Annotated in this window: 18 protein-coding genes, 1 other RNA gene and 1 other annotated feature; of the genes, 1 reads left to right on the top strand and 18 read right to left on the bottom strand. The window is 45.6% G+C overall.

All coding sequences use genetic code 11. From position 1 onward, the window contains the following. Positions 1 to 6: 6 nt before the first annotated feature. Genes R2J37_RS05190 through treP form a run of 3 tightly spaced genes read right to left on the bottom strand, consistent with a single transcriptional unit; the run spans position 7 to position 3,950 of the window. Positions 7 to 264, bottom strand: a complete 258-nt coding sequence (locus tag R2J37_RS05190) for an HPr family phosphocarrier protein (RefSeq protein WP_316266413.1) — start codon at positions 262 to 264, stop codon at positions 7 to 9. A gap of 17 nt (positions 265 to 281) precedes the next feature. Continuing rightward, entirely contained in the window at positions 282 to 1,928 is a 1,647-nt protein-coding gene (gene treC, locus R2J37_RS05185; protein ID WP_316266411.1) for an alpha,alpha-phosphotrehalase, read from the bottom strand. Positions 1,929 to 1,943: 15 nt separating this feature from the next. Further along, positions 1,944 to 3,950 (bottom strand): PTS system trehalose-specific EIIBC component, encoded by a 2,007-nt coding sequence (treP, locus tag R2J37_RS05180; RefSeq protein WP_316266409.1) that lies wholly within the window; start codon positions 3,948 to 3,950, stop codon positions 1,944 to 1,946. A 143-nt stretch (positions 3,951 to 4,093) separates the two neighbouring features. Between treP and R2J37_RS05175 the strand changes: the two genes are divergently transcribed. Continuing rightward, positions 4,094 to 4,843 (top strand): UTRA domain-containing protein, encoded by a 750-nt coding sequence (locus tag R2J37_RS05175; protein WP_316266407.1) that lies wholly within the window; start codon positions 4,094 to 4,096, stop codon positions 4,841 to 4,843. On the opposite strand, the gene R2J37_RS05170 is transcribed toward R2J37_RS05175, so the two are convergent. The 15 genes from R2J37_RS05170 to R2J37_RS05100 all read right to left on the bottom strand — a co-directional run bounded on the left by R2J37_RS05170 (position 4,840) and on the right by R2J37_RS05100 (position 23,859). After that, positions 4,840 to 6,249 (bottom strand): glycoside hydrolase family 32 protein, encoded by a 1,410-nt coding sequence (locus tag R2J37_RS05170; RefSeq protein ID WP_316266405.1) that lies wholly within the window; start codon positions 6,247 to 6,249, stop codon positions 4,840 to 4,842. The genes R2J37_RS05175 and R2J37_RS05170 overlap by 4 nt on opposite strands. Before the next feature lie 19 nt (positions 6,250 to 6,268). Beyond that, positions 6,269 to 8,182, bottom strand: a complete 1,914-nt coding sequence (locus R2J37_RS05165) for a PTS sucrose transporter subunit IIABC (RefSeq protein ID WP_230106774.1) — start codon at positions 8,180 to 8,182, stop codon at positions 6,269 to 6,271. A 163-nt stretch (positions 8,183 to 8,345) separates the two neighbouring features. After that, positions 8,346 to 9,338 carry a LacI family DNA-binding transcriptional regulator gene (locus R2J37_RS05160; protein ID WP_316266403.1) on the bottom strand — a complete coding sequence of 331 codons (993 nt, stop codon included), beginning with the start codon at positions 9,336 to 9,338 and terminating at the stop codon, positions 8,346 to 8,348. Then, positions 9,328 to 10,242, bottom strand: coding sequence for an NAD(P)-dependent oxidoreductase (locus R2J37_RS05155; protein ID WP_316266401.1), 915 nt, complete (start codon positions 10,240 to 10,242; stop codon positions 9,328 to 9,330). The genes R2J37_RS05160 and R2J37_RS05155 overlap by 11 nt, the downstream gene beginning before the upstream one ends. Before the next feature lie 159 nt (positions 10,243 to 10,401). Next, positions 10,402 to 13,029 carry a pyruvate, phosphate dikinase gene (gene ppdK / locus R2J37_RS05150; protein ID WP_230106777.1) on the bottom strand — a complete coding sequence of 876 codons (2,628 nt, stop codon included), beginning with the start codon at positions 13,027 to 13,029 and terminating at the stop codon, positions 10,402 to 10,404. Between the two features lie 114 nt (positions 13,030 to 13,143). Next, the gene (queA, locus tag R2J37_RS05145) at positions 13,144 to 14,169 is read right to left on the bottom strand and encodes a tRNA preQ1(34) S-adenosylmethionine ribosyltransferase-isomerase QueA (protein ID WP_316266997.1); all 1,026 of its coding nucleotides are present in this window, start codon (positions 14,167 to 14,169) and stop codon (positions 13,144 to 13,146) included. Between the two features lie 19 nt (positions 14,170 to 14,188). Then, positions 14,189 to 16,609 (bottom strand): phenylalanine--tRNA ligase subunit beta, encoded by a 2,421-nt coding sequence (pheT, locus tag R2J37_RS05140; RefSeq protein WP_316266399.1) that lies wholly within the window; start codon positions 16,607 to 16,609, stop codon positions 14,189 to 14,191. A 115-nt stretch (positions 16,610 to 16,724) separates the two neighbouring features. Beyond that, a complete protein-coding gene (gene pheS, locus R2J37_RS05135) occupies positions 16,725 to 17,744 on the bottom strand; it encodes a phenylalanine--tRNA ligase subunit alpha (RefSeq protein WP_230106779.1) in 1,020 nt (339 codons plus the stop codon). A gap of 113 nt (positions 17,745 to 17,857) precedes the next feature. Then, positions 17,858 to 18,104 (bottom strand) — a binding site (T-box leader). Positions 18,105 to 18,160: 56 nt separating this feature from the next. Next, complete coding sequence (locus tag R2J37_RS05130) at positions 18,161 to 18,985, bottom strand: YihY/virulence factor BrkB family protein (protein ID WP_230106780.1); 825 nt, start codon at positions 18,983 to 18,985, stop codon at positions 18,161 to 18,163. Between the two features lie 58 nt (positions 18,986 to 19,043). Further along, the gene (locus R2J37_RS05125) at positions 19,044 to 20,357 is read right to left on the bottom strand and encodes a SpoIID/LytB domain-containing protein (protein ID WP_316266396.1); all 1,314 of its coding nucleotides are present in this window, start codon (positions 20,355 to 20,357) and stop codon (positions 19,044 to 19,046) included. Between the two features lie 81 nt (positions 20,358 to 20,438). Further along, a non-coding RNA gene (gene ssrS, locus R2J37_RS05120) (6S RNA) lies at positions 20,439 to 20,621 on the bottom strand. A gap of 19 nt (positions 20,622 to 20,640) precedes the next feature. Next, entirely contained in the window at positions 20,641 to 21,549 is a 909-nt protein-coding gene (locus R2J37_RS05115) for a sensor histidine kinase (protein ID WP_316266394.1), read from the bottom strand. A gap of 57 nt (positions 21,550 to 21,606) precedes the next feature. Continuing rightward, positions 21,607 to 22,443, bottom strand: coding sequence for an ABC transporter permease (locus R2J37_RS05110; RefSeq protein ID WP_230106782.1), 837 nt, complete (start codon positions 22,441 to 22,443; stop codon positions 21,607 to 21,609). Beyond that, positions 22,436 to 23,350: an ATP-binding cassette domain-containing protein gene (locus R2J37_RS05105; protein WP_316266996.1), complete on the bottom strand. Its 915-nt coding sequence runs from the start codon at positions 23,348 to 23,350 to the stop codon at positions 22,436 to 22,438. Before R2J37_RS05105 ends, R2J37_RS05110 begins: the two co-directional genes overlap by 8 nt. A gap of 215 nt (positions 23,351 to 23,565) precedes the next feature. Next, positions 23,566 to 23,859 (bottom strand): phage holin family protein, encoded by a 294-nt coding sequence (locus R2J37_RS05100; protein ID WP_316266392.1) that lies wholly within the window; start codon positions 23,857 to 23,859, stop codon positions 23,566 to 23,568. Between the last annotated feature and the right edge of the window lie 146 nt (positions 23,860 to 24,005).

The following is a 24,005-nucleotide window of genomic DNA, read 5'->3' as shown; positions in this document are numbered from 1 at the left end:
CCTCTTTTATAAATTTGCTTTCATAAACTCTTCCATTGCAGCGATGGCGGCGTCTTCATCCGCTCCCTCTGCAGTAATGGTAATCTCTGCTCCCTGTTTTAAGCCCATTCCCATAATAGCCAGAAGCTTTCCGGCTTCCGCTTTCTTTCCGTTTCCTTCCAGCGTAATGGCAGACTGGAATTTCTTTGCTTCTTTTACAAGAAGTCCTGCCGGTCTTGCGTGAATACCAAGTTCATCCTGAATAGTGTACTGAAATGTTTTCATAGTTATCTTCTCCTCTCTTACTTATATAAAATCATTGTCTCATATGGTTTCAAAATTACTTCTGTTCCATTTATATCCTGCTTCTCATAGTTGCCAAGCAGACATTCATACAGCTCCAAATCCTCTCCTGCATCCCAGCGGACCTGATTTCCGTAAAAATTGTTGATTACCAGAAGCTCTTTCCCTTTATAATACCGCTTATAAGCAAAAATGGAAAGGTGTTTTTCTGCTTTTTGCTCAAAATCTCCATATGCAATAATATCATACTCTTTGCGGAGCCGAATCAGCTTTTTATAAAATATAAACACAGAATCCGGATCCTGAAGCTCCGTTTCAGCGTTGATAAAACGGGTGTTTTCATTAACCTGAATCCATGGATTCCCTTCTGTAAATCCTCCGTTTATTCCATCACTCCACTGCATAGGCGTCCTGCTGTTGTCCCTGGAATGGATCTGAAGAATCTGATAGGCATTCTCTTTCGACAACCCCTTCTCCTGCAAAATCCGGAAATGATTCAGACTTTCCACATCTTTATATTGGGAAATATCCGTAAATCCTGCATTTGTCATGCCCAGTTCTTCTCCCTGATAAATGTAGGGTGTTCCGCGCAGACAGTGAATAGCTGCCGCCAGCATTTTCGCCGATTCCTTCCAGTATTTCTCAGTATTGCCAAACCTGGAGACCACTCTCGGCTGATCATGATTGCACCAAAACACTGCATTCCACGCGTGATTTTCCGCCATATGAGTCTGCCAGTCAAACAGGATATTCTTCAGTTTCTGGAAGTCAAAGGGCACAATAACCCACTTTTCATTTCCCATAAAATCCACTTTCAGATGATGGAAACTAAACACCATTGAAAGCTCTTTACCGTCCTCATTTGCATAGCGGTAACAGTTTTCCATGGAAGTGCTGGACATTTCTCCTACTGTAATAATTTCGGCATCTGTACCAAATGTTGTTTCATTCAGCTCCTGCAGGTATTTGTGTATATTAGGGCCGTCTGTATAAAAACGCCTTCCATCCCCCTCATAGTCGTCCTTGAACTCTCCTTTGCTGATCAGATTGACCACGTCAAAACGGAAGCCCTCTACTCCTTTAGCCATCCAAAATTTTACAATCTTCTGGATTTCTTTTCTTACTTCTTCATTATCCCAGTTCAGATCCGGCTGGGTCACATCGAAAAGATGAAGGTAATATTCATCAAACTTTTCTACATACTCCCATGCATTCCCGCCGAATTTACTCTCCCAGTTAGTGGGCGGCTCTCCATTTGCCTTTCCCCTTTTGAAAATGTAAAAATCCTTGTATTTCGGGTCGCCTGCAAGCGCCTTTTGAAACCATTCATGGCGGCTGGAAGTATGATTGAACACCATATCCAGCATCAATTTGATTCCTCTTTTTTTAGCCTCTCTTGACAGTTCCTCAAAATCCTCCATTGTTCCGTACCGCGGGTCAATGTTATAGTAATCTTCCACATCATATCCATTGTCATTTTGAGGTGATACGAAGAAGGGCGTCATCCAGATATAATCCACTCCCAGATCTTTTATATAATCCAGTTTCGCAGTAACTCCTTTCAGATCACCAAGACCATCCCCATCTGTATCGTAAAATGACTTTGGATAAATCTGATATACGACACTTTTCTTAAAATCTGCCATCCTTTTTTCCTCCTGTTATTCAAAACGAATCACTGGTGTCTCTCCCGCTTCTGCTTCCATTCCGGACAGATATTCGATATTCTTTGCGCTTCCCTCCTCTGTTACAATAAAGACTGTTACAGAAGGGTGCCCCGCTGCGTGGATCTTTTCCTTATCAAATCGGATGAGTCCTTCTCCTGCTCTCACTTTCTGTCCTTCTTCCACAAGAAGGGCAAATCCTTCTCCATTCATGTCAACGGTATCTACCCCGACATGGATCAAAAGCTCCATGCCATTGGCAAATGTCAGCCCACATGCGTGGCCTGTATCCGCCATGACTGCATTGACTGTTGAATCAGCCGGCGCCACGACTGTATCACTGGATGGCTCAATGGCAATTCCATCTCCCATAACATGCTGTGAAAATACATTGTCCGGCACATCATCCAGTGGGATTACTTTTCCGGAAAGCCCTGCTTTCAGTTCTGTCAAAGCCTCCTCTTTTGGCGCTGTTGCAATTCCTTCGTCAGCCCCTTCCTTTGCTGTATCTGCTTCTGACTTTGCTGTATCTGCTTCTGACTTTTCTGTATCTGCAGCCGTCATTTCTATATCCTCACCCAGGAAATCTGTGTTTGACAGCTTCTTCTTTCCAACAATCAATGTCAGAAGAAACGGCACCACAATCGCCACCGCCATGGCCAGCAGGAAGTAAAGGTAAAATTCCGGCTTAATAGAAAGGATTCCCGGGAGCCCTCCTACACCGATACTGAATGCCTGAACGCCGCTGCCTACTGAAATCATAGCTGCAATACAGGATCCCGCCATGCCGCAGATCAGCGGAAATCCATACTTCAAATTCACACCGAAAAGGGCCGGTTCTGTAACGCCAAGGTAACAGGAAATACATGCCGGAATATTAACCTGCTGTGCACGTTCATTTTTCTTCTGCAGCACAGACATTGCAAGAACTGCAGATCCCTGGGCAATATTAGAAAGGGCGATCATAGGCCACAGGATTGTTCCGTCATATAAATTTGTAAGCTGTGAGTCGATTGCATTTGTCATATGATGCAGTCCTGTCATAACGATCGGTGCATATAAAAGTCCGAATACACCTGCAAATACTACCCCAAACGGAGACATCAGGCCATTGTAAACCACATTTGCAATAGCGTCTCCGATCTTCCAGCCGATCGGCCCTACAATGGTATGTGCGATGATGACTGACGGTACAAGGGAACAGAAAGGCACCACGATCATGCTGATCACTTCCGGACAGTGCTTCTTAAAAAATTTCTCCAGATACACCAGCACGAAACCGGCCAGCATAGCTGCGATCACCTGGCCCTGATAGCCGATCATCTCTACCTTAGCGAATCCAAAATCCCATACCGGAATCTCTCCTGCCGGAGTATCAGCCACACTAAAGCCATTGAGAAGCTGTGAGGATACCAGCGTCAGTCCGAGAATAATACCGAGAATCTGTGTCGTTCCCATTTTCTTTGTAATAGACCACACGATACCTACCGGCAGCAAATGAAATACCGCTTCTCCAATAAGCCACAGGAACTGATATGTTCCTGCCCAGAACTGTGAAATATCTGCAAGACTTTCTGTTCCGTTATGAAAGAAATTAATTTCACCGATGACATTTCGAAAACCCAGAATAAGACCGCCGCAGATCAGAGCCGGTATCAACGGAGCAAAAATCTCTCCCAGCGCTCCCATTATTTTCTGCAGAGGATTCTGGTTCGCTTTTGCCGCTGCCTTTACGGCGTCTTTACTGACTCCTTCGATTCCTGCATATGCAGTAAATTCATTATAAAATACAGCCACATCGTTCCCTATAATAACCTGATACTGCCCTGCCTGAGTAAAGGTTCCCTTTACACTGGGAATCTTCTCGATTCCTTTTTCATCTGCTTTTTCAGGATCTACAAGTACAAATCGCATCCGGGTCATACAGTGTGAGACAGCCTGGATATTTTCCTTCCCTCCGATCAGAGTCAGAAGCTGTCTGACATCATTTTCATACTTTGCCATCGTTTTCTCTCCTTCCGTTCCAACTTGTTTGAACAAGTATAAAATATCACACTTGTTTAAACATGTCAAGAATATTCCTTGACTTCTCCTATTTTGCCCACTTATAATATGAATTAGTAAAAAGGAAGACTGGATGTGAAAAAATGCCAAAAAGTAAATATGAAGCCATTTATCGGGATCTGAAACAGAAAATAGAGGAGGGAGACTTTGCCTCCCAGGAATTGCTCCCTTCAGAGCATTCCCTTATCCAGACATACGGCTGTTCCCGAAACACCGTACGCCGCGCTATTTCCGAGCTTGTATCTGACGGGTATGTCCAGACTCTTCAGGGAAAAGGCGTACGCAATATTTTTCGTCCGGTAGCTCAGGCCGCCTTTACCATCGGAGGAATTGAATCTTTTAAGGAATCATCACAGCGCAATCATAAAAAAGGCAGGACAAGAGTTTTACAGTTTATGGAACTGATCGCCGATGAAAAAATTTCTCTCCGTACCGGATTTGAGAAAGGAAGCGAGCTTTACTATCTGCAGCGGCTTCATTATCTGGATGAAAAACCGCTGATCCTGAATCACAACTATTTTCTTAAAAGTGCAGCTGAAGGACTGACTCCCGAGATTGCCGAGGATTCCATCTATGAATATTTGGAAAATATTCTACACATGACCATCGTAAACAGCCAGAGGATCATGACCGTTGAAAAGATCACACAGATCGACGAGAAATATCTGGAGCTGGATGCCAATGACTACAACTGCATGGCGGTCATCACCAGCCGCACCTACAACGGCGACGGCGTAATGTTTGAATTTACACAGTCCCGCCACCGTCCGGATTACTTCAGTTTTCAGGATAATGCTATACGTAAGTCTCCTCTTGTCAGATCAGATTTTTAAAAAACGGTCTCTATGATACTGGCGCCTTTACAACAGATTTCCATAGAATAATGCCGGGGATAATATCTTGTAGAAAATACCAGTTCTCCGTCGTTGATGAAAACTTCTACCGAAGAAACATCCGCCAGTATTTCTACCTGACGGAGGACCGCTACTTCTGACCGCCGTACGCCGCGTCCTCCCGATGTTCCTTCTTTATCCCGGTTTTCAAATTCCATTCTGAAATATCCTTCTTTATATTCCAATAGAAGTTCCTCTCCTAAAACCGCCCGGAAACGATTGGCTTTTATCCCGGAAACACGAATGTCATACACTTTCGCACCTTCTGCCGAAAGGTAGTCCCTCTCTTCTCTTTCCGCTTTTTTCCACTGTTCCAGTTCCCGAACCGGCCTTTGACAGATTTTACCGTCTTTTTTGTACAATTCTCTTGGGAAAGTAAAACAATGCTGCCATCCCTCCCGAATCGTGGAGATATTTCCATATTCTTCACAGTCCGGCATTCCCATCCACGCCAGCAAAATGATACGTCCGTCTTCTGCCTGAAAGCTTTGAGGCGCATAAAAATCAAATCCGTAATCCCACAACTGATACTCCGACAGATAACTGTCTGTCATAATGTCCCCTTCTACGAAAAAATAGCCGGACTGATAAACATTTCTCTCTTCCCAGATACCGCCTGTCAGCCCCTGTACAGATGCGGATAAAATATTCTGTCCATCTACAGTAAAGTAATCGGGACATTCCCACATATACCCAAAGGGGCTTGATGTAGAAATCCGTTTCTTAGGTTTCCAGTTTATCCTGTCGTCGGATTCAAAAATCTGTACCTGCCCCGCATTATCTTTCGTTCTGACTCCCTGAACCATATAATAGCGGCCTTTTTCTTTCCACACTTTCGGATCCCGTACATGGCAGCTTAAATCCGAAGGATAGTCCCCGTTTCTCATCAAAAGCTTTTTCGGACCGAAGTTCAGGCCATCTCTGCTCTCTGCAAGAATAGTGTTGCCTTCCCTTCCCTCTAAAATGTAATCATATTCTTTATCTTCCAGCTTTACATTTCCGGTGTAATAAAGATACATCTTCCCTTCGTCAATGAGCGCACAGCCTGAGTACACGCCATGGCAGTCAAAGGGCTGATCAGGATAAAGAGCTGTATCTTTATACTCCCACCGGATCATATCTTTGCTTACTGCATGCCCCCACATTTTCACTCCGCCGTTGACATCAAAAGGCGAATATTGAAAAAACGCATGGTAAATCCCCTGAAACTGACACAGCCCATTGGGATCATTCAGCCATCCTACCGGAGGCATTAAGTGCAGTTTCTGCCGGAAACGGCTCCCCGGATCCGCCGTTTGTTCCACCATATCTGTCATATGTTTTAAATCTCTGGTCAACGCATTCATATTGATCTTCTCCTGCCGCCTATTCCTTTTTTATTGTCATTACAACACTCTCATGCCCTACCTGCGCCGGATCCGCCTTTGTTACAGCGGCAAAATCATCGGCATTTGTCAGGATCATCATTGTGACCGTTTCATAGCCCGCTTTGCGGATCTCATCTAAATCCGCCTCGATCAGTACATCTCCTGCCTGTACCTGATCTCCATCTGATACTTTCTTTACAAAACCTTTTCCCTCCATTTTCACCGTATCAATCCCAATATGGATCAAAAGCTCTCCCCCGGCTTTTGTAGTAAGGCAGACCGCATGTCCCGTATCGTAAATACTGGAAATTTCTCCATCGCAGGGCGCTGTAATTTTGCCGTCCTCCGGAATGATTGCCGTTGTTGCCCCCAAAATTTCCGCTGCAAATGTCTCATCTGACACCTGTGAAAGAGGAATCATTTCACCCTGTACAGGACTGAAAAGGAACTCTTCTGTTTCCCTTTTCTCTATAGCTGCGCTGCTTGGCTCTACTGATTTCTCTATCGATTTCTCCGTCAGTTGTCCCGCCGGCTTTGTATCTTTATAGATCATAAAAGAAATCACGAATGCAACACCTACCGCAATTGCCATTTCAATGATATATTGAATCGGCTGCTCCAGACAGAGCAAGACTCCGAAAATACCTGTCACGCCGGTTCCCTTCGCTCCCAGATGTACAATGGACGCATACAGAGCACCGCATCCGCCGCCGATACATCCTGCAATAAATGGTTTAAAAAACCTTAAATTCACACCGAAGATTGCCGGTTCCGTAATTCCCATAAATGCACTTAAAGAAGAAGGAAGCGCAAGGGATTTTATTTTTTTATCTCTGGACTTCAGCCCAACTGCCAGCGCTGCCGCACCCTGTGCTACATTTGCCGCGCTTGCAAGAGGCAGCCAGTAGGTCACGCCATACTGGGCAAGCTGTCCAAGATCAATCGCTGTATACATCTGATGAATGCCTGTCACCACTGTAGGCGCATACAGCGCTCCCATCACGAGGCTTCCAAGACCCAGCGGAAGAGTAAGCAGCCACTGAATCGCATCCAGAACCGCATTTTCCGCCCACACAAATACAGGGCCGATGGCTGCCAAAGTAAGATATCCTGTCACAAACACACTGACAAGAGGGGTTACAAAAAGATCCAGAACTTCCGGCACAACCTTATGCAGCTTCTTCTCCAGCACAGACATAAGCCACACTGCAATTACTACCGGGATGACATGTCCCTGATAACCTACCATATCAATATCATACAGTCCGAAGAAAACAGACTGTGTCGCCTGAACTCCCTGCTCTGCTACTGTATAGGCATTCTGAAGACTCGGATGGATCATGATCATACCGATAACCGCCCCCAGATAAGGGTTTGCCCCAAAAGCCTTTGCCGCTGAAAATCCAATCAGTATCTGCAGGAAAGAATACGCAATGTTGCTGAAAAGATTGGCAAAAACATAAATAGAACTGGACGTATCAATATGCAAAAAGCCATTATTGTTCATAAAATCCAGAGAATTCATGATTCCCATAAGAAAACCGCTGGCAACAATAGCCGGAATAATGGGAACAAAAATATCCCCCAGAAGCTTGATCGCTCTCATAAAGACATTTTGCTTCTGTGCCGCCGCTTCTTTGGCTTCCGCCTTTGTGCTGGCAGTGATGCCGCCCAGGCTTACAAATTCATCAAATACTTTATTGACAGTCCCTGTTCCGAGGATGATCTGGAGCTGGCCCGAGGCCTCAAAGACTCCTTTTACTCCATCTACGTTTTCCAATGCTTCTCTGTCTGCTTTCGAATTGTCTGAAATAACCAGCCTAAGTCTCGTCGCACAGTGTGCCGCCGAGATAATGTTCTGACTTCCGCCTACAAGATCCAGTATTTCCCGGGCGGTCTTTTGATAATCCATTGCCATAACCCTCTTTTCACTCCTTTATATGTAATCGATTTCATATTTTTCGAATTTATCATAAATAAAAAAATGCCATTTGTAAAGATGGCATTTTTACTGATTTTTCTATTCTCTTTTTGTGAAAATTTACAACTTTCCATTCACATCCGGTATATCAAAATTATTCTCTCTTTTTTTCACTCTGCAGATTTTTTATCTCATATCCCAACTTCATCTGCACGGAAATATCCTGGCCGTTTTCTATAATGTCAATAAGAAGCTCCGCACCTTTAACCCCGCTTGTCTTATATCCGAAATGGACAGTGGGGATTCCCCCTGTTACTGCTTTCAGAAACTGGTTATCACCGAATCCTGTAATCTGTATACTCCCTTTTCTTTCCGGAAAATCTTTCTGAATCGCTTCCAACGCTCCGGCTGCTATGGTATCCGTAGCACACGATATGATATCGATATCACTATTATCCCGAAGCAGTTCGAAAGCCTTTTCATAGCCGGACTCCATGGTAAACTTTGCTTCCTTCCGAAGTCCGTCCTTCATTTTCATTCCACATTTGGCAAGACCGGATAGGAAACCGTCCTCTCTTCCTGTTCCGACCGCTTTGTCCTCCCTTGTTACGCCAATATATGCGATCTTCTGCTTGCCGGACTTTCCTACATATATTCCCATTTCTTTCGCTGCGCCGTAATCGTCGTGATAGACACAGTTCTCGCCTTCCAAGTGCTGCCCGATAACGACAATAGGTATTTTTGTCTCACGGATATGCTTTCTGTGCTTTCTTGTCAGGATAGTCGCAATCAGGATCACTCCGTCTACCGGATAATTTTCAAACAGCTCCATATATTCCAGCTCTTTCTCCGGATTATTGTCTGTTGTGGCAAGAAGCATCTGGTATCCCTTTTCCTGCAGTATCTTTCCAATGCCGTCTGTCACTCTGCTGATGGTTTCAGAACTGATTTTCGGAACCACCACTCCCACAAGCCTCGTCTGTCTGGTACGAAGGTTCCTTGCCTGGATAGAAGGCCTATATCCGGTCTTTTCAATAATCTCACGGATCTTTTCCTTCTTTTCCTCGCTGACATATCCTCCATTGAGATATCTTGACACTGCTGCGCTTGATACCCCGGCAAGACGGGCAATTTCCTTAATGGTCATAGCCGGTTTCCTCCAAAAACTCTTTCAGATTCACAAGCACTTTTTCATTCAGCCTTGCAACAGCCTGACTTGTCATGCCCGAAGATTTTTTCAGACAGGAAACATGATCATACTGCAGCAATTCCTCCTCCCCAAGTCCCATCAGTGTATCGCAAAAATACCAGGTATTTTCTTTTTGCAGCCACTTCTTCATGGCTTCTGCATCAAAACAGGGGCTTAAGGCAGTATTGAAAAGAATGGTATTGTCTCCCATAATATCCATTTCTCTTTCATGGAGAAGGACCACATTTTTGCTAAGGCAGCTGCAGATCACATTGCAGGAAGCAAGAAGCTCATCCAGTTCCAGATAATGGTATCCGTGCCTCTCTTCCAGCTCTCTTTTCCTTGTCCTGCTGTAATAGCTGACGTCAGCGCCAAAAGCTGACAGAGCGGCAGCAACAGCCTGGGCGCTTGCCCCCATTCCCAGGATACCTGCGCGGATCCCGGAAACTTCCGATTCTACGCCAAGAAAAGGCGGATGTCCTCCTGTTCCCTGAAGCATATGGATCACTTCTCCGATCACATATTCCGCTACTCCCTGATCCCCGTAATCACGGACTCCTTTCACACAGATTCTCTGCTCCCTCGCATAGCGGATATCTACATTAGAACTGGCCTCGGAATAAAGGCTGCAGCACATACCGATATATTTCAGATTTTTGCACTCTTTCAGCACTGCTTCTCCGATAGGGTACCGGTAGCTCACAAAGATTGCATCCGAATCACCGATCCGTTTTATGATCTCCTCCTCATTTTCGGGAAATGTGTCATAAAAGACAGCCTCCTCAAAATATTTCTCTACTTCTCTTTTCGTTTCATCCAGGAGAGATACCGGCTCAATTGCTGTTATTTTCTTTAATTTCATATGTGACTTCCTCCGAATTTCGCATCTGTTTCCATCATAACACCGAATGAAGATGGAGGCAATATGCCTTCAAGATGTCTGCCGCAGAAAAATAAGCGTACCACTATTTCTAATGGTACGCTTATAATCATTTTAACTAGAAACTCTGACCGTTTTCGCCTATTTCTGTGCGATTGCTGCCTGTGCTGCTGCCAGACGTGCGATCGGTACACGGAACGGTGAGCAGGATACATAGTCAAGTCCAAGGCTATGGCAGAACTCTACAGAGCTTGGATCTCCACCGTGCTCTCCACAGATACCTACGTGCAGTTTTTCGTTAACTGGCTTTCCTAAGTCGATTGCCATCTTCATCAGCTTGCCAACGCCATCCTGATCCAGTTTTGCAAATGGATCGTTCTCGAAGATCTTAGCGTCATAGTAAGCATCCAGGAATTTTCCAGCGTCATCACGTGAGAAGCCGTATGTCATCTGTGTCAGGTCGTTTGTACCGAAGCAGAAGAAGTCAGCTTCTTTTGCAATCTCATCAGCTGTCAGAGCAGCTCTTGGGATCTCGATCATTGTACCAACTTCGTACTTCAGATCGCTTCCTGCTGCTGCGATTTCAGCATCTGCTGTCTCAACAACGAATTTCTTCACATATTTCAGCTCTTTGATATCTCCAACAAGCGGGATCATGATCTCCGGCTGTACTTTCCATTCCGGATGAGCTTTCTGTACATTGATAGCTGCACGGATAACAGCTTTTGTCTGCATCTTTGCGATTTCCGGATATGTCACTGCCAGACGGCATCCACGATGTCCCATCATTGGGTTGAACTCATGCAGGCTGTCGATAACAGCTTTGATCTGCTCAACTGTCTTGCCCTGTGCATCAGCCAGTTTTTTGATGTCTTCTTCCTCTGTCGGAACGAACTCATGAAGCGGTGGGTCAAGGAAACGGATCGTTACCGGGTTTCCTTCCAGAGCCTCATACAGTTTCTCGAAGTCTCCCTGCTGTTCCGGAAGGATCTTCTCCAGTGCAGCTTCTCTTTCTTCTACTGTCTCAGCGCAGATCATTTCACGGAATGCATCGATTCTGTTACCTTCGAAGAACATATGCTCTGTACGGCAAAGTCCGATACCTTCTGCTCCAAGTTCGCGTGCTTTCTTAGCGTCTGCAGGTGTATCTGCATTTGTACGAACCTTCATTGTTCTGTATTTGTCAGCCCATCCCATGATTCTTCCGAACTCTCCAGCGATTGTTGCATCTACTGTCGGGATGATTCCGTCATAGATATTACCTGTGGATCCGTCAAGTGAGATTGCATCTCCCTCGTGGAACTCTTTTCCTGCAAGTGTAAATTTCTTGTTTGCCTCATCCATTACGATGTCACCGCATCCGGATACACAGCATGTACCCATTCCACGTGCAACAACGGCAGCGTGAGATGTCATACCACCACGAACTGTCAGGATACCCTGTGCAGATTTCATACCTGTGATATCTTCCGGTGATGTCTCAAGACGTACAAGTACAACTTTCTCTCCTCTTGCAGCCCATTCTACAGCGTCATCTGCTGTAAATACGATCTTACCGCATGCAGCTCCCGGAGATGCTCCAAGTGCTTTTGCCATCGGTGTAGCTGCCTTAAGAGCAGCAGCGTCGAACTGCGGATGAAGCAGAGAGTCAAGGTTTCTCGGATCGATCATAGCAACTGCTTCTTCTTCTGATCTCATTCCCTCATCAACAAGGTCACAAGCGATCTTCAGAGCAGCTTTTGCTGTTCTCTTTCCGTTACGTGTCTGAAGCATATACAGTTTACCATGCTCTACAGTAAACTCCATATCCTGCATATCTCTGTAGTGTGTTTCCAGAGTCTTGCACACTTCTTTGAACTGTGCGAAAGCTTCCGGGAATTTCTCTTCCATTTCGGAAATGTGCATAGGAGTACGAACACCAGCAACAACGTCCTCTCCCTGTGCATTTGTAAGGAACTCACCGAAGAGTCCGTTCTCTCCTGTAGCAGGGTCACGTGTAAATGCAACACCTGTACCACAGTCATCACCCATGTTACCGAATGCCATCATCTGTACGTTGACAGCTGTTCCCCATGAGTACGGAATGTCGTTGTCACGACGGTATACGTTTGCTCTCGGGTTGTCCCAGGAACGGAACACGGCTTTTACAGCACCCATCAGCTGCTCTTTTGCATCTGCCGGGAAATCTGAACCGATCTTCTCTTTGTACTCAGCTTTGAACTGTCCTGCAAGAGTCTTCAGATCCTCTGCTGTCAGCTCTACGTCCTGAGTTACGCCTTTTTCTTCTTTCATCTTATCGATGAGCTCTTCAAAATATTTCTTTCCAACTTCCATTACGACGTCAGAATACATCTGGATGAATCTTCTGTAGCAGTCCCAAGCCCAGCGTGGATTGCCGGAAGCTTCTGCCAGAGTCTCAACAACTTCCTCATTAAGACCAAGGTTCAGGATTGTATCCATCATACCTGGCATGGAAGCTCTTGCACCGGAACGCACGGAAACGAGAAGCGGATTCTGCTTGTCCCCGAATTTCTTTCCTGTGATCTCTTCCAGTTTAGCCATGGCGTCCATGATCTGTCCCATGATTTCATCATTGATCTTTCTGCCATCTTCATAGTACTGAGTACAAGCCTCTGTCGTAACCGTAAATCCCTGTGGTACCGGCAGTCCAAGGCCTGTCATCTCTGCCAGGTTTGCACCTTTGCCACCCAGAAGGTTTCTCATAGTTGCGTTACCTTCTGTGAACATATAAACCCATTTTGTTGCCATGTTCCAATGACCTCCTAAAAAATTTTTCTTTCTAGTAATTTGCACATAATATTTTAAAGGTTTTGCTATGGTTCGTCAAGCCCTTCACAGCTAAGATTTCAAAGAATATAGGGCCTATTGAATGAACATAGCATCCCCGAAGGAAAAGAATCTGTATTTTTCCTTCACAGCCTCTTCATATGCCGCCAAAATATGTTCCCGCCCGGCTAACGCTGACACCAGCATCAGCAGAGTAGATTCCGGCAGATGGAAATTTGTGATCAGGCAGTCCAGTATTTTAAACCAGTATCCCGGATAGATGAAAATATCCGTCCATCCGCTTCCTGCCTTCACTCTTCCATTTTCATCTGCCGCCGACTCTACTGTTCTACAGCTTGTCGTTCCCACGCAGATGATCCTTCCTCCCTTTTCTTTTGCCCGGTTGATCTTCGCAGCCTCTTCTTCTTCAATTCGATAAAATTCGGAATGCATGTGATGATCCAGAATATTTTCCGCTTTTACCGGGCGGAAAGTGCCAAGCCCCACATGGAGAGTGACGCTGGCAACATCCACCCCCTTCTCCTTGATCTGTTCCAGAAGTTCGGGGGTGAAATGAAGCCCCGCTGTAGGCGCTGCTGCTGACCCGCTGTTCTTTGCATATACAGTCTGATAACGGTTTTTATCTTCCAGCTGATGCGTAATATAAGGCGGCAGAGGCATCTGGCCCAGCTGATCCAGAATTTCTTCAAAAATTCCTTCATAACTGAATTTCACCAGACGGTTCCCCTCTTCCACAATATCAATGACCTCCCCTACAAGAAGTCCTTCTCCAAAACTGATCTTAGCTCCCGGCTTTGCCTTTTTCCCAGGCTTCACCAGCGTCTCCCACACCTGATCCGATTTCCGTTTCAGCAGCAGGATCTCTATTTTTGCATCTGTTCCTACCTTGGATCCGATCAGGCGGGCGGGAATGACTTTTGTGTCATTGATCACCAGACAGTCTCCCGGATTCAGATAATCTATAATGTCCCGGAATACATGGTGGGACACTTCCCCCGTCTCCTTGTCAAGGACAAGAAGCCGGGACGAGGACCGGTCCTTTAAGGGATCCTGGGCGATCAGCTCCTGTGGAAGCTCAAAGCTGAAATCCTGTCGTTTCATTTCCATTTTTCTTTCTCCCTTATTTCCGGAGTTCAATGCCCATACCCTCCAGCTCTTTCAGAATATGGCCCATTGCTTTTGTCACATCAGCATCCTCCAGCGTCTTGTCCTTTGCACGGAACACGATAGAATAAGCAATTGACTTATATCCTGCTTTGATCTGTGCTCCCTCATAAAGGTCAAACAGCTTGTAGCTTTCCAGATAGCTTCCGCCTTTTTGCTCGATCACTTCCTCAATCTGTCCTACCATGATCTCTTTTGGTACAACCATACTGATGTCTCGTGTAACAGCCGGGAATTTTGCGATTCCTTCATATTTCCGGTCAAAGCCTGCACGGGATACGATTTCCGGCATATCAATAACTGCAATGTAGGCTCTCTCTCCGATTCCGTATGTGTCAGCTACATCCGGATGTACCTCGCCGAGATATCCTACGACCACTCCGTCATACACAATATTTGCCTGGCGTCCCGGATGCAGATACGGTTTCCCGGAATCCGGACGATAGATCTCTTTCTTATGCAGTCCGGCCTTTTCAAAAAATTCTTCCACAACACCTTTCATATGGAAGAAATCGCCTTTTCCATACATTCCAAGTGTAAACTGCATTCTCTCCTCCGGAAGCTCTGTAAGAGGCAGAGTTTTAGGAAGATAAATATTTCCCAGCTCATAGAGACGCACATTCTTATTTCTGCGGTTGTAATTAGTGGCAAGTGAAGTAAGCATTCCATTTAAGGATGTTGTCCGCATAATGCTGTAGTCCTCGCCAAGGGGATTCATGATCTCCACTGCTTTTCTAAGCTCTGAATCCTCCGGAAGCAGCAGCTTGTCAAATACCTTCGGACTTTCAAAGGAATAGGTCATAGCCTGGCTGAAGCCGCAGAACTCTGCAATATTGCGGGCTACTTCTTCAATCCGAAGCTTGAAGGACAGTTTTCCTGTTGTAGCCTCTCCTTTTGGAAGTGTAGTCGGGATATTGTCATATCCGTAAAATCTCGCAACTTCTTCTGCAAGATCTGCAAGTCTCAAAAGATCCTGACGGAACGTAGGAGCGATCACTTCGTTTGTATTCTCGTCATACTCCAGATCGATCATCTTGAAATAGGAAAGCATGTCTTCTTTCGGGATATCTGTCCCAAGCAGTTCATTGATAGCGTCGGCATCAAAAGGAACTCTCACCGGCTCTCTCTTCGTTCCATAGACGTCAACCATGCCGCCCACTACTTCTCCGGCTCCCAGTTCTTCCACCAGCTGGCAGGCGCGGTCGATAGCTGCCTGTGCATTATTGGGATCAAGACCCTTTTCAAATTTTCCGGAAGCATCCGTACGAAGCCCTACTTTTTTGCTTGATTTACGGATATTTGTCCCATCGAAACATGCAGCCTCAAAAAGCATGGTCTGTACATTATCTGTGATCATGGAATTTTCGCCGCCCATGATTCCGGCAATACCAACAGATTTTTCTCCGTCACAGATCATCAAAATGGAATCATCCAGCTGTCTTTCCTGGCCGTCCAGAGTTGTAAATTTCTCTCCGTTTTCTGCTCTTCTGACAATAATCTCATGACCTGCAATGGTGTCCAGATCATAAGCATGCATGGGCTGACCGTATTCCTCCATCACATAGTTTGTGATATCAACTACATTATTGATAGGACGGATTCCCACAGATGCAAGTCTTCTCTGCATCCATTCCGGTGAAGGGCCGATCTTGATATTTTTCACCACTCTTGCACAGTATCTCGGGCAGAGCTCTTCATCCTTAACCGTCACTTTAATATAGTCATTCACATCCTCGCTGTTTCCGGTAGGAGTGACAACCGGCGGATGGAACTCTTTGCGGAAGGTAGCTGCCGCTTCCCGGGCAATGCCCACTACGCTGAAGCAGTCTACTCGGTTTGAAGTGATCTCATATTCAAACACCACATCATCAAGGCCCAGTGCTTTCACTGCATCTGCTCCCACTTCGGCATCTTCCGGCATAATATAAATTCCGCTCTCGGGAGCATTCGGATACATATCCTTACTGGAACCAAGCTCTTCGATGGAGCACATCATTCCATCACTTTCCACTCCGCGGAGCTTTCCTTTCTTGATCTTAATTCCTCCTGCTACGCGGCTGCCCGGTTCATGGCCTCCTGCCACGCGTCCGCCGGCCAGTACCACCGGAACCTTATCTCCTTCTTTTACATTCGGCGCACCGGTTACGATCTGGATGGTTTCTGTACCGATATTCACCTGACAGATGATCAGTTTGTCTGCATCCGGATGCTTCTCAATCTTATCGATCTGCCCGATCACAATTTTGTCCAGGTCCGCATCCATGATTTCATATCCTTCTACCTTTGTCCCGGAAAGTGTCATCGCATCTGTATACTCCTGTGCGGTAACGTCAAGATCCGGAACATACGCTTTTATCCATGATAATGATGTATTCATTGTGTTCTCCTTTTCGTTATTTTTTTGACAGGGGACGTAACAAACTTTAAGTTTACTACGTGTCGAATTAATATATACCCTGTGTAAAATTGATATATACCCTGTGTAAAACTGACTAAAACTGTTTCAAAAACCGGATATCATTCTCATACAGCAGCCTCATATCGTCGATCTCGTACTTCAGAAGCGTGATTCGCTCCAGTCCTACTCCGAATGCGAATCCTGTGTATTCTTCCGGGTCAATGCCGCACATTTCCAGTACATGAGGATGTACCATACCGCATCCTAAAATCTCGATCCAGCCGGATCCTTTACAGAAACGGCAGCCTTTTCCGCCGCATTTAAAGCAGGTAACGTCTACCTCAGCGCTGGGTTCTGTGAACGGGAAGTGATGAGGTCTGAATTTTGTTTTTGTCTCAGGTCCGAACAATTCCTTGGCAAACACCTCCAACGTTCCCTTGAGATCAGCAAAAGAAATGTTTTTGTCTACTACGAGACCTTCAATCTGGTGGAAGGACGGAGAATGTGTTGCATCCACCTCATCAGAACGGAATACTCTTCCGGGAGCGATCATACGGATCGGCAGCTTGCCTTCTTCCATAACGCGCGCCTGAACCGGAGACGTCTGGGTACGAAGGACAATGTCCTTATTTATATAGAATGTATCCTGCTCGTCTTTTGCCGGATGGTCTGCCGGAATGTTCAGTTTCTCGAAATTGTACAGGTCATACTCTACTTCCGGTCCTTCTACAACTTCATATCCCATTCCGATGAAAATACGTTCTACTTCTTCCAGGACCGTTGTATTTGGATGACGGTGTCCCACCATATTTTTCTTAGCCGGAAGTGTGACGTCAATCACCTCCTGGCTCAACTTTTCTTCCCGGATCTTTCTTTCCATTTTCTGCTTGGTTTCTTCCAAGAGTTCTTCAATAGAAGCTCTTGTCTCATTTACAAGCTGTCCTACTTTTGGTCTTTCTTCCGGAGCAACATCCTTCATACTCTTAAGAACTGCCGTCAACTCTCCTTTTTTTCCAAGGAAACGTACACGCACCTCATTGAGCTTTTCCGGCATGTCGGAAGCTTCAATCTGACGAATGGCTTCTTCTTTGATGCTTTGTAATTTCTCTTTCATCCTTCTTCTCCTTTTCATGATAAAAAATAATAAAATATCAGATTTTATATAGAGGGAGTCCTGTTTTTACAGAGGAAATAAAGCTTTCGCACAACAAAAAAACCTCCTCCCTCAAAAGGGACGAGGCTAACCCGCGGTACCACCCTGATTCCTGCACAGCTTTTGCCGGCAGACTCTCATATATGCGTAACGTGCATGAACGGCACATCCTACTTCTTACAGGCTCAAAAGCCATCCTGTTCAGACATGCAGCTCGCGTGGGAAATTCATTCGCCGTCTGAACCTGAGGAAACTTTCAGCCCTTTGATTTCCTCTCTCTGCCGGAAAACGGGTCACTACTTACACGGTCAAAGCTTTTATAATTTGAATTACTTTATCCATTGTAACACAAGCTTCCCGGATGTCAAGCCAAAAACCTATGCCTTTTGGAAGATTTTATCTCCCAGAAGCTTATTAAATTCTCCTCCCAGTAAAATACTGTACATACAGAAATACAGCCAGAGCATAATAAGGACGATAGTAGTCAGGCTTCCGTACATACTGGAAAATCCCTGAAAAATATCTACATATACCGAGAAAACCCACGAAATCACCATCCATCCGATTGCTGCAAATACAGAGCCCGGAAGCTGCTTTACAAACCGGTCCTTTCTGTTGGGCAGGAATTTATAGATCAGAAGAGAAAATCCCATCAGAACCACCGGGGTGATCAACGCTCTCTTATCAATCATCCAGTCTGCCAGAGGTTCCAAAAATTCCGCATGAGTAGAAATGAAAATATTAAGTGAATTACCGAAAACCGACACAACCAGAAGCAGCAGAATTACGATAATAAAAAGCACTGTATAAATAGTAGAGCGGATCCGAAGGAAAATATAACTTCTTGTCTCCGGACATTCATAGATACAGTTCAGTCCGGAAGTCATTGCCAGAACACCTTTCCCCGCCGACCACAGAGCCACAATAATAGTCACAGGAATGATACCCATGGACTGATTATAAACCTGATTAACAATAGATATCATCAGCGAATCCACAGAAGAAGGGAACACCTGCATTACCGCCGTCATCACATCCGCTTTTGTCACAGGCGTATACTGCACCAAAGTCAGTAAAAGAAGGATGATCGGGATCATACAGAGCATGAAAAAATATGCTGACTGCGCTGCATATGCGCCGACATGCGCTTTTGTCACATCTTCGGATACTGTTGCTGCTTTCTGGAAAATCTTTTTTAACATCTCTTTCCCCCGCCGTTTTTCTAGTGCAATCATACCATCAGTCCGTACTTTATTCAAGCTATTCTATTTCTATACCCTGATAGAAAAGCTTTAATATCTCTTGATAATTCTTCCCCTGTTTCGCCATTTCATTCGCTCCATTCTGGCTCATTCCGATTCCATGTCCGAATCCGCCTCCGCGAATAACAAAGACACCGTCCTGTTTTTCAATAGTAAAAAATGCGCTTGGCAATAATGCACTGCCCTCACTCTGTGAACCATCATTCTTCGTAATCTGATATCCGCCTCCGCCAAGGGCACTGCGGATTTTATTTTCCGTCTGAACTGTCACTGTATTTTTGTCACCGACAGCAGTAAGTTCCACTGCTACATCTCCAGCCCCTCTCTTTGTCACTTCCACCTGACTTAAAGTTCCTACATCTGTCCCTGTATTTTGCGAGATCAGCCGTGACAGCGTATCAATGGGAATGACAGCCTCCCACCGATACCAGGGCAGATTTTTCTCATAATCCTGCCCGCTGTCATCGCAGACCGAGACGCTCTGAAGATAACCGTTCCCCTCGCCTGGCGCATTTCCCCAGGCCTCCATGTTTGTCGTTTGCCCGCTGGAGGTAGAATAGTAATATGTAGTAGCAATTGTCCCTTTATATTTTACAACTTCCCCTTCCGTCTCACGCACCGCCTGGGAAGATCTTTCCTGTGGCTGGCTGTTATTATATACCTGAAAATCCGTACTGTCATTTACATGGGCTTCATATTCCGGATAGCCGTAACTTTCCATCTGTCTTCTTGCATAACTTCTTGCACATACCGCCTGCGCTTTCAGTGCTTCCAGTTCATAGGAAGCCGGCATTTCACTTGGAACAACTCCGCACAGATAGGACTCCATGGAAAGTTCATTGATCACTGCGATTCCTCCGGATACCGCCCGAATTTCCAGTATTCCATCATAGGAGGGCGTACCGTAACCTCTGGATATACTTTCTAAAGTCACTTTTCCCTCCTTGTTCAAAGGTTCAATTCTGATATTTCCCTTCTGAAATCTGGCATCATCCGGCAAAATCTGACAAACTTCCTCTTTGTTCCATTCGATGGATTCTCCGCCGCAGCTGATCCGCAGTCCATATGGAGAAGAAACCCGCACTTCTGAATGGATTTCCGACTGATACCCGTCTGTCATAATAAGGACTCTGATAGTATCGCCCCCTGAAACCGTCTGATTTTTCTCCTCATTTTCCAGAGCAAGTTCACTTTCTGTTTTGCTTCCTCCGGCTCCCCCTTTCTGATCGGAAAGGATTCTTACCATTCCTGTCACTAGCAGTATCCATATAAAAATGGCAATGATATATCTTCCATAAACTTTTCTTTTCAATCTGTTCCCTCTTGTCCGTTTCTTTTCTCTAAATGTATGAAAAAAGGCAGCCGCATATGCGCTGCTGCCCTTTATCTTTTGTACATCCCCAAAATGCCGGTTCCTGTATTTTGACTCCTAGCCGCAGCCAGGTGGGTGTCCGCATCTGCTTTTCTGCCTTCCCCTCCTAAAATGGGGGCATGACATATTACAGAGATAATAAGAGTCCCGTTTAAAGTTTTGTAGGTTCAAAATTACAGGAATTATCGTGCATCCCAGGTTTCCTAAAAGATATTATACTCTATTATTCCCCGGTTTTCAACCCAAATATACGCCACTCCATTTCTATGATAAACCATTCCTTTTCTTTTTTGGCATGAATGGAAATCCCCATACGCTCGCACAATGTTTTTGCAATGGAAAGACCAAGGCCGGTGGATTCCCGGCCGTTTTCCACCGTATAAAACCGCTCAAACAGCTTGCCCGCCTCCACTTCATCAAGCTTTGAAGCATGATTTGCAAATTGCAGGTTCCCGTCCTTGTGCAGGACGATCCGAAGATCTCCGTCGCTGTATTTTACTGCATTATTGATAATATTCCCGAAAACACGAAGAAGGGCATCCCGGTTGGCTATCTTAACGACCGCTTCTTCCGGCATGCTTATGAAAGGTTCTATCTCTTTTTCCTTTAAGACTGCATAAAATCCCGCCAGGCTTTCAGCCAGCACTTCTCCGATGTCTACTTTCTCCCTCTCCTGATATTTTTCAGCAGAAACGATCACCGAGTACTGAAACAGCTCTTCTGTCAGCTTCGTCATTGCCCTGATCCGATTTTTCATAATATCAAGCGCTTCTCTGACTTCCGGCGATACTTCTTCCCGGTCCAGGAACTGCATATATCCGCTCAAAGCTGTCAGGGGTGTGCGAAGATCGTGGGAAATATTGGTAACGGCAGTTTTCAGTTCCGTATCTCCCAACTCATAGCGCAGCCTCTCCTTTCGTAAATATTTCACCTGGCGGTCAAGATCTTCCGCCAGAGCACGCATTTTTTTATCGCCGCTGCTGATATCTATTCCCACATTTGTGTCTTCTGTCAGCCTTTCTTTCATCTGGCAGCGGATTTCATCCGCCGCCTTACGCATAAGAAAAATTTTGATTCCAAGTGCTGCACAGATACAGATCAGCACAATGCAGATACTGCCAACTAACATCATTTTCTTTCCTCCAAAGCGCCGTCCTGTACCGATACTCTTGTCCACAGTCCGTGCATTTTATTTCAGATCTTTTCTGCGAAAGCCTAGCAATCCTGCCAGATTGGCTCCCGCTATGACGATCAGAGAATACACTCCAAGCAGAGCCGGATGGTCTGTCCCCATTCCCCCTCCTATGGTGTAGCCCTGACCCTGGGGGATAAAATCAAGCCAGAACTGATACCACTGCCTTGCGCTTCCAGTGAGATACCGCTCGTTTCTCACCTGTTCCATCACAATGGTTCCATCAGCCATCTTCTTCGCCGCATCGTAAAATTCCGGCATCGTCAGCATATTGGCAAGATAGCTTCCAAGCATAAGAAGAGCAAAGGTTCCCACCTGGCAGAGCACCGCCACTGCCGCCTTGTTCTGGCAGAGCATGGAAACGCAGGTATACATAGCCACCTCACTGCAGATCAGGAGCGCGCCCACACAGGAACCAATCCCCATGATCTTTAAAAATTCCGCCTTAAATCCAAACATTGGGATTGCGATCACACTTACAACAAGGGAATAGCAGGCCTGCATAAAAATCCCCGCCGCCGCACAAGTCACATAGCCGGACAGATAGATATCATTCCTTGTACATCCTGTTACCAGCTTATTTCTTATGGTGCCGTCGCTGTACTCTGTTCCCAGGAACAGGTTGGTGAATGCCGCCAGCGCCATAGGCAGCATCAGGTAGGAGTTTAAAAAGATCCTCGGAAATTCCCCCGACATATCCACATCATAGTTTATCATCGCATTGTATTGACTGATACAGACGATCACCCCAAACAGACACACCACCGCTGTCGTGATCCATAACACCCGATCCTTCCAAAGTCTTGCAAAATTTGCACGCAGCAGTCTACGCATGGCTCTCACCTCCCATCAGGTTGATGTAATAACTCTCCAGGCTTTCATCCTTTTCTGCCATCTGCTTTATCTTGCATCCTTCTTTTTCCAGAGCAAGAACCAACTCTGTCACATCCCAGCTTCCAAACACATCTGCTCCGAAAGCGGATGTAACCGCATACTCCATACCTCTTGCCTCCAAAACCCGGACAAGGGCAGACAGATCTGTCACTTCCAGGTGCATCCCCCTCCGGCTTGCCTCTTCCAGTTCTTTCGCACTGACCTCCCGCACGATCCTTCCACTGTCAATAAAGCCGTAATGAGTGGCAAGACGGGATAACTCGTCCAAAATATGACTGGAGATGAGGAAGGTAATTTTCCGTTCCCGGTTCAGCTTTAAGATCAGCTCTCTGATCTCTATAATTCCCTGGGGATCCAGCCCGTTTACCGGCTCGTCCAGCACCAGGAAGTCCGGATCTCCCGCAAGAGCCACCGCAATCCCAAGGCGCTGCTTCATACCAAGAGAAAAATTCTTCGCTTTTTTCTTCCCTGTATTTTCAAGCCCTACCAGTTCCAAAAGTTCTTCTACCCCTTCAAAGGAAGGGCGTCCCAGCACACGGTACTGCTCTTTCAGATTGTCCGTGGCTGTCATATTCAGATAAATTGAGGGCGTTTCCACTACTGCTCCGATGCGCCTTCTTATCTTTTCCATATTCCCTTGAGTGTTCTTTTGCCCATACAGAGTATAACTTCCCGACGTAGGGGTCTGCAGACCGCAGATCAGGCGGATCAACGTCGTTTTTCCCGCTCCGTTTCTTCCCACAAATCCGTAGATCGCTCCTTTCTCCACATGCATGGAAAGACCGCTCAACGCCTTAAAATTCCGGTACTGCTTTGTCAGATTCTCTGTTGTCAGTACATATTCCATCTTCATGCCTCCTTGCTCTGCACCGATGTACAAAGAACACAGCATTTTGGAATATCCCACTCCTTGTACATCAGTGTCATCTGTCATTTCAGAAACTTCCTAACTTCTTTCAAGTTTCTAACATGATAATAGCATACTGTTCTTAAACATCCGGTTAATAAAACAGTTAAGAAGCAGTTAAGAAAAATTTTTTCTCAGTTTTTATTTTCTCTGCATCATTCTCTTTTTCCGACTTGCTTTACAACCTGATCGACATAAGTAGACAGTCCGGCCACCAGGATTCCCTGGACAACCGCTGTAAACACCGCCATTGCTATGTCCTGCTTATCTTCTGTCGGACAGGTGCCCAGCACCCAGATAGCGCACAGCACGATCCCGATCACTCCCAGGATCAAAGGGATGTACTTATCTTTAAAGGTCTGCGCTTTCTTTAATCCTGCGCCGATAAAATACAATACCACCGCTACAATAAGCAGCTCCGGTTTTACATAGTTTAATATCTGGTCCATATTATCCCCCAATTTTCCATTGGCACTTTCAGAACCGGCAGCATTTCATCGGTCTGATGCCTTCTCATAATATTCTATGAACCGCCGCTGCAAAAGAAGCATATCCTCTTCTAAATTTTCCAAAAATCCCTTGCTTATGACGCTGC

The organism is Claveliimonas bilis (assembly GCF_030296775.1).
Taxonomy (GTDB): Bacteria; Bacillota; Clostridia; order Lachnospirales; family Lachnospiraceae; genus Claveliimonas; species Claveliimonas bilis.
Note: the sequence above shows the minus strand (reverse complement) of the source record. Positions and strands in the feature narration are given on the sequence as shown.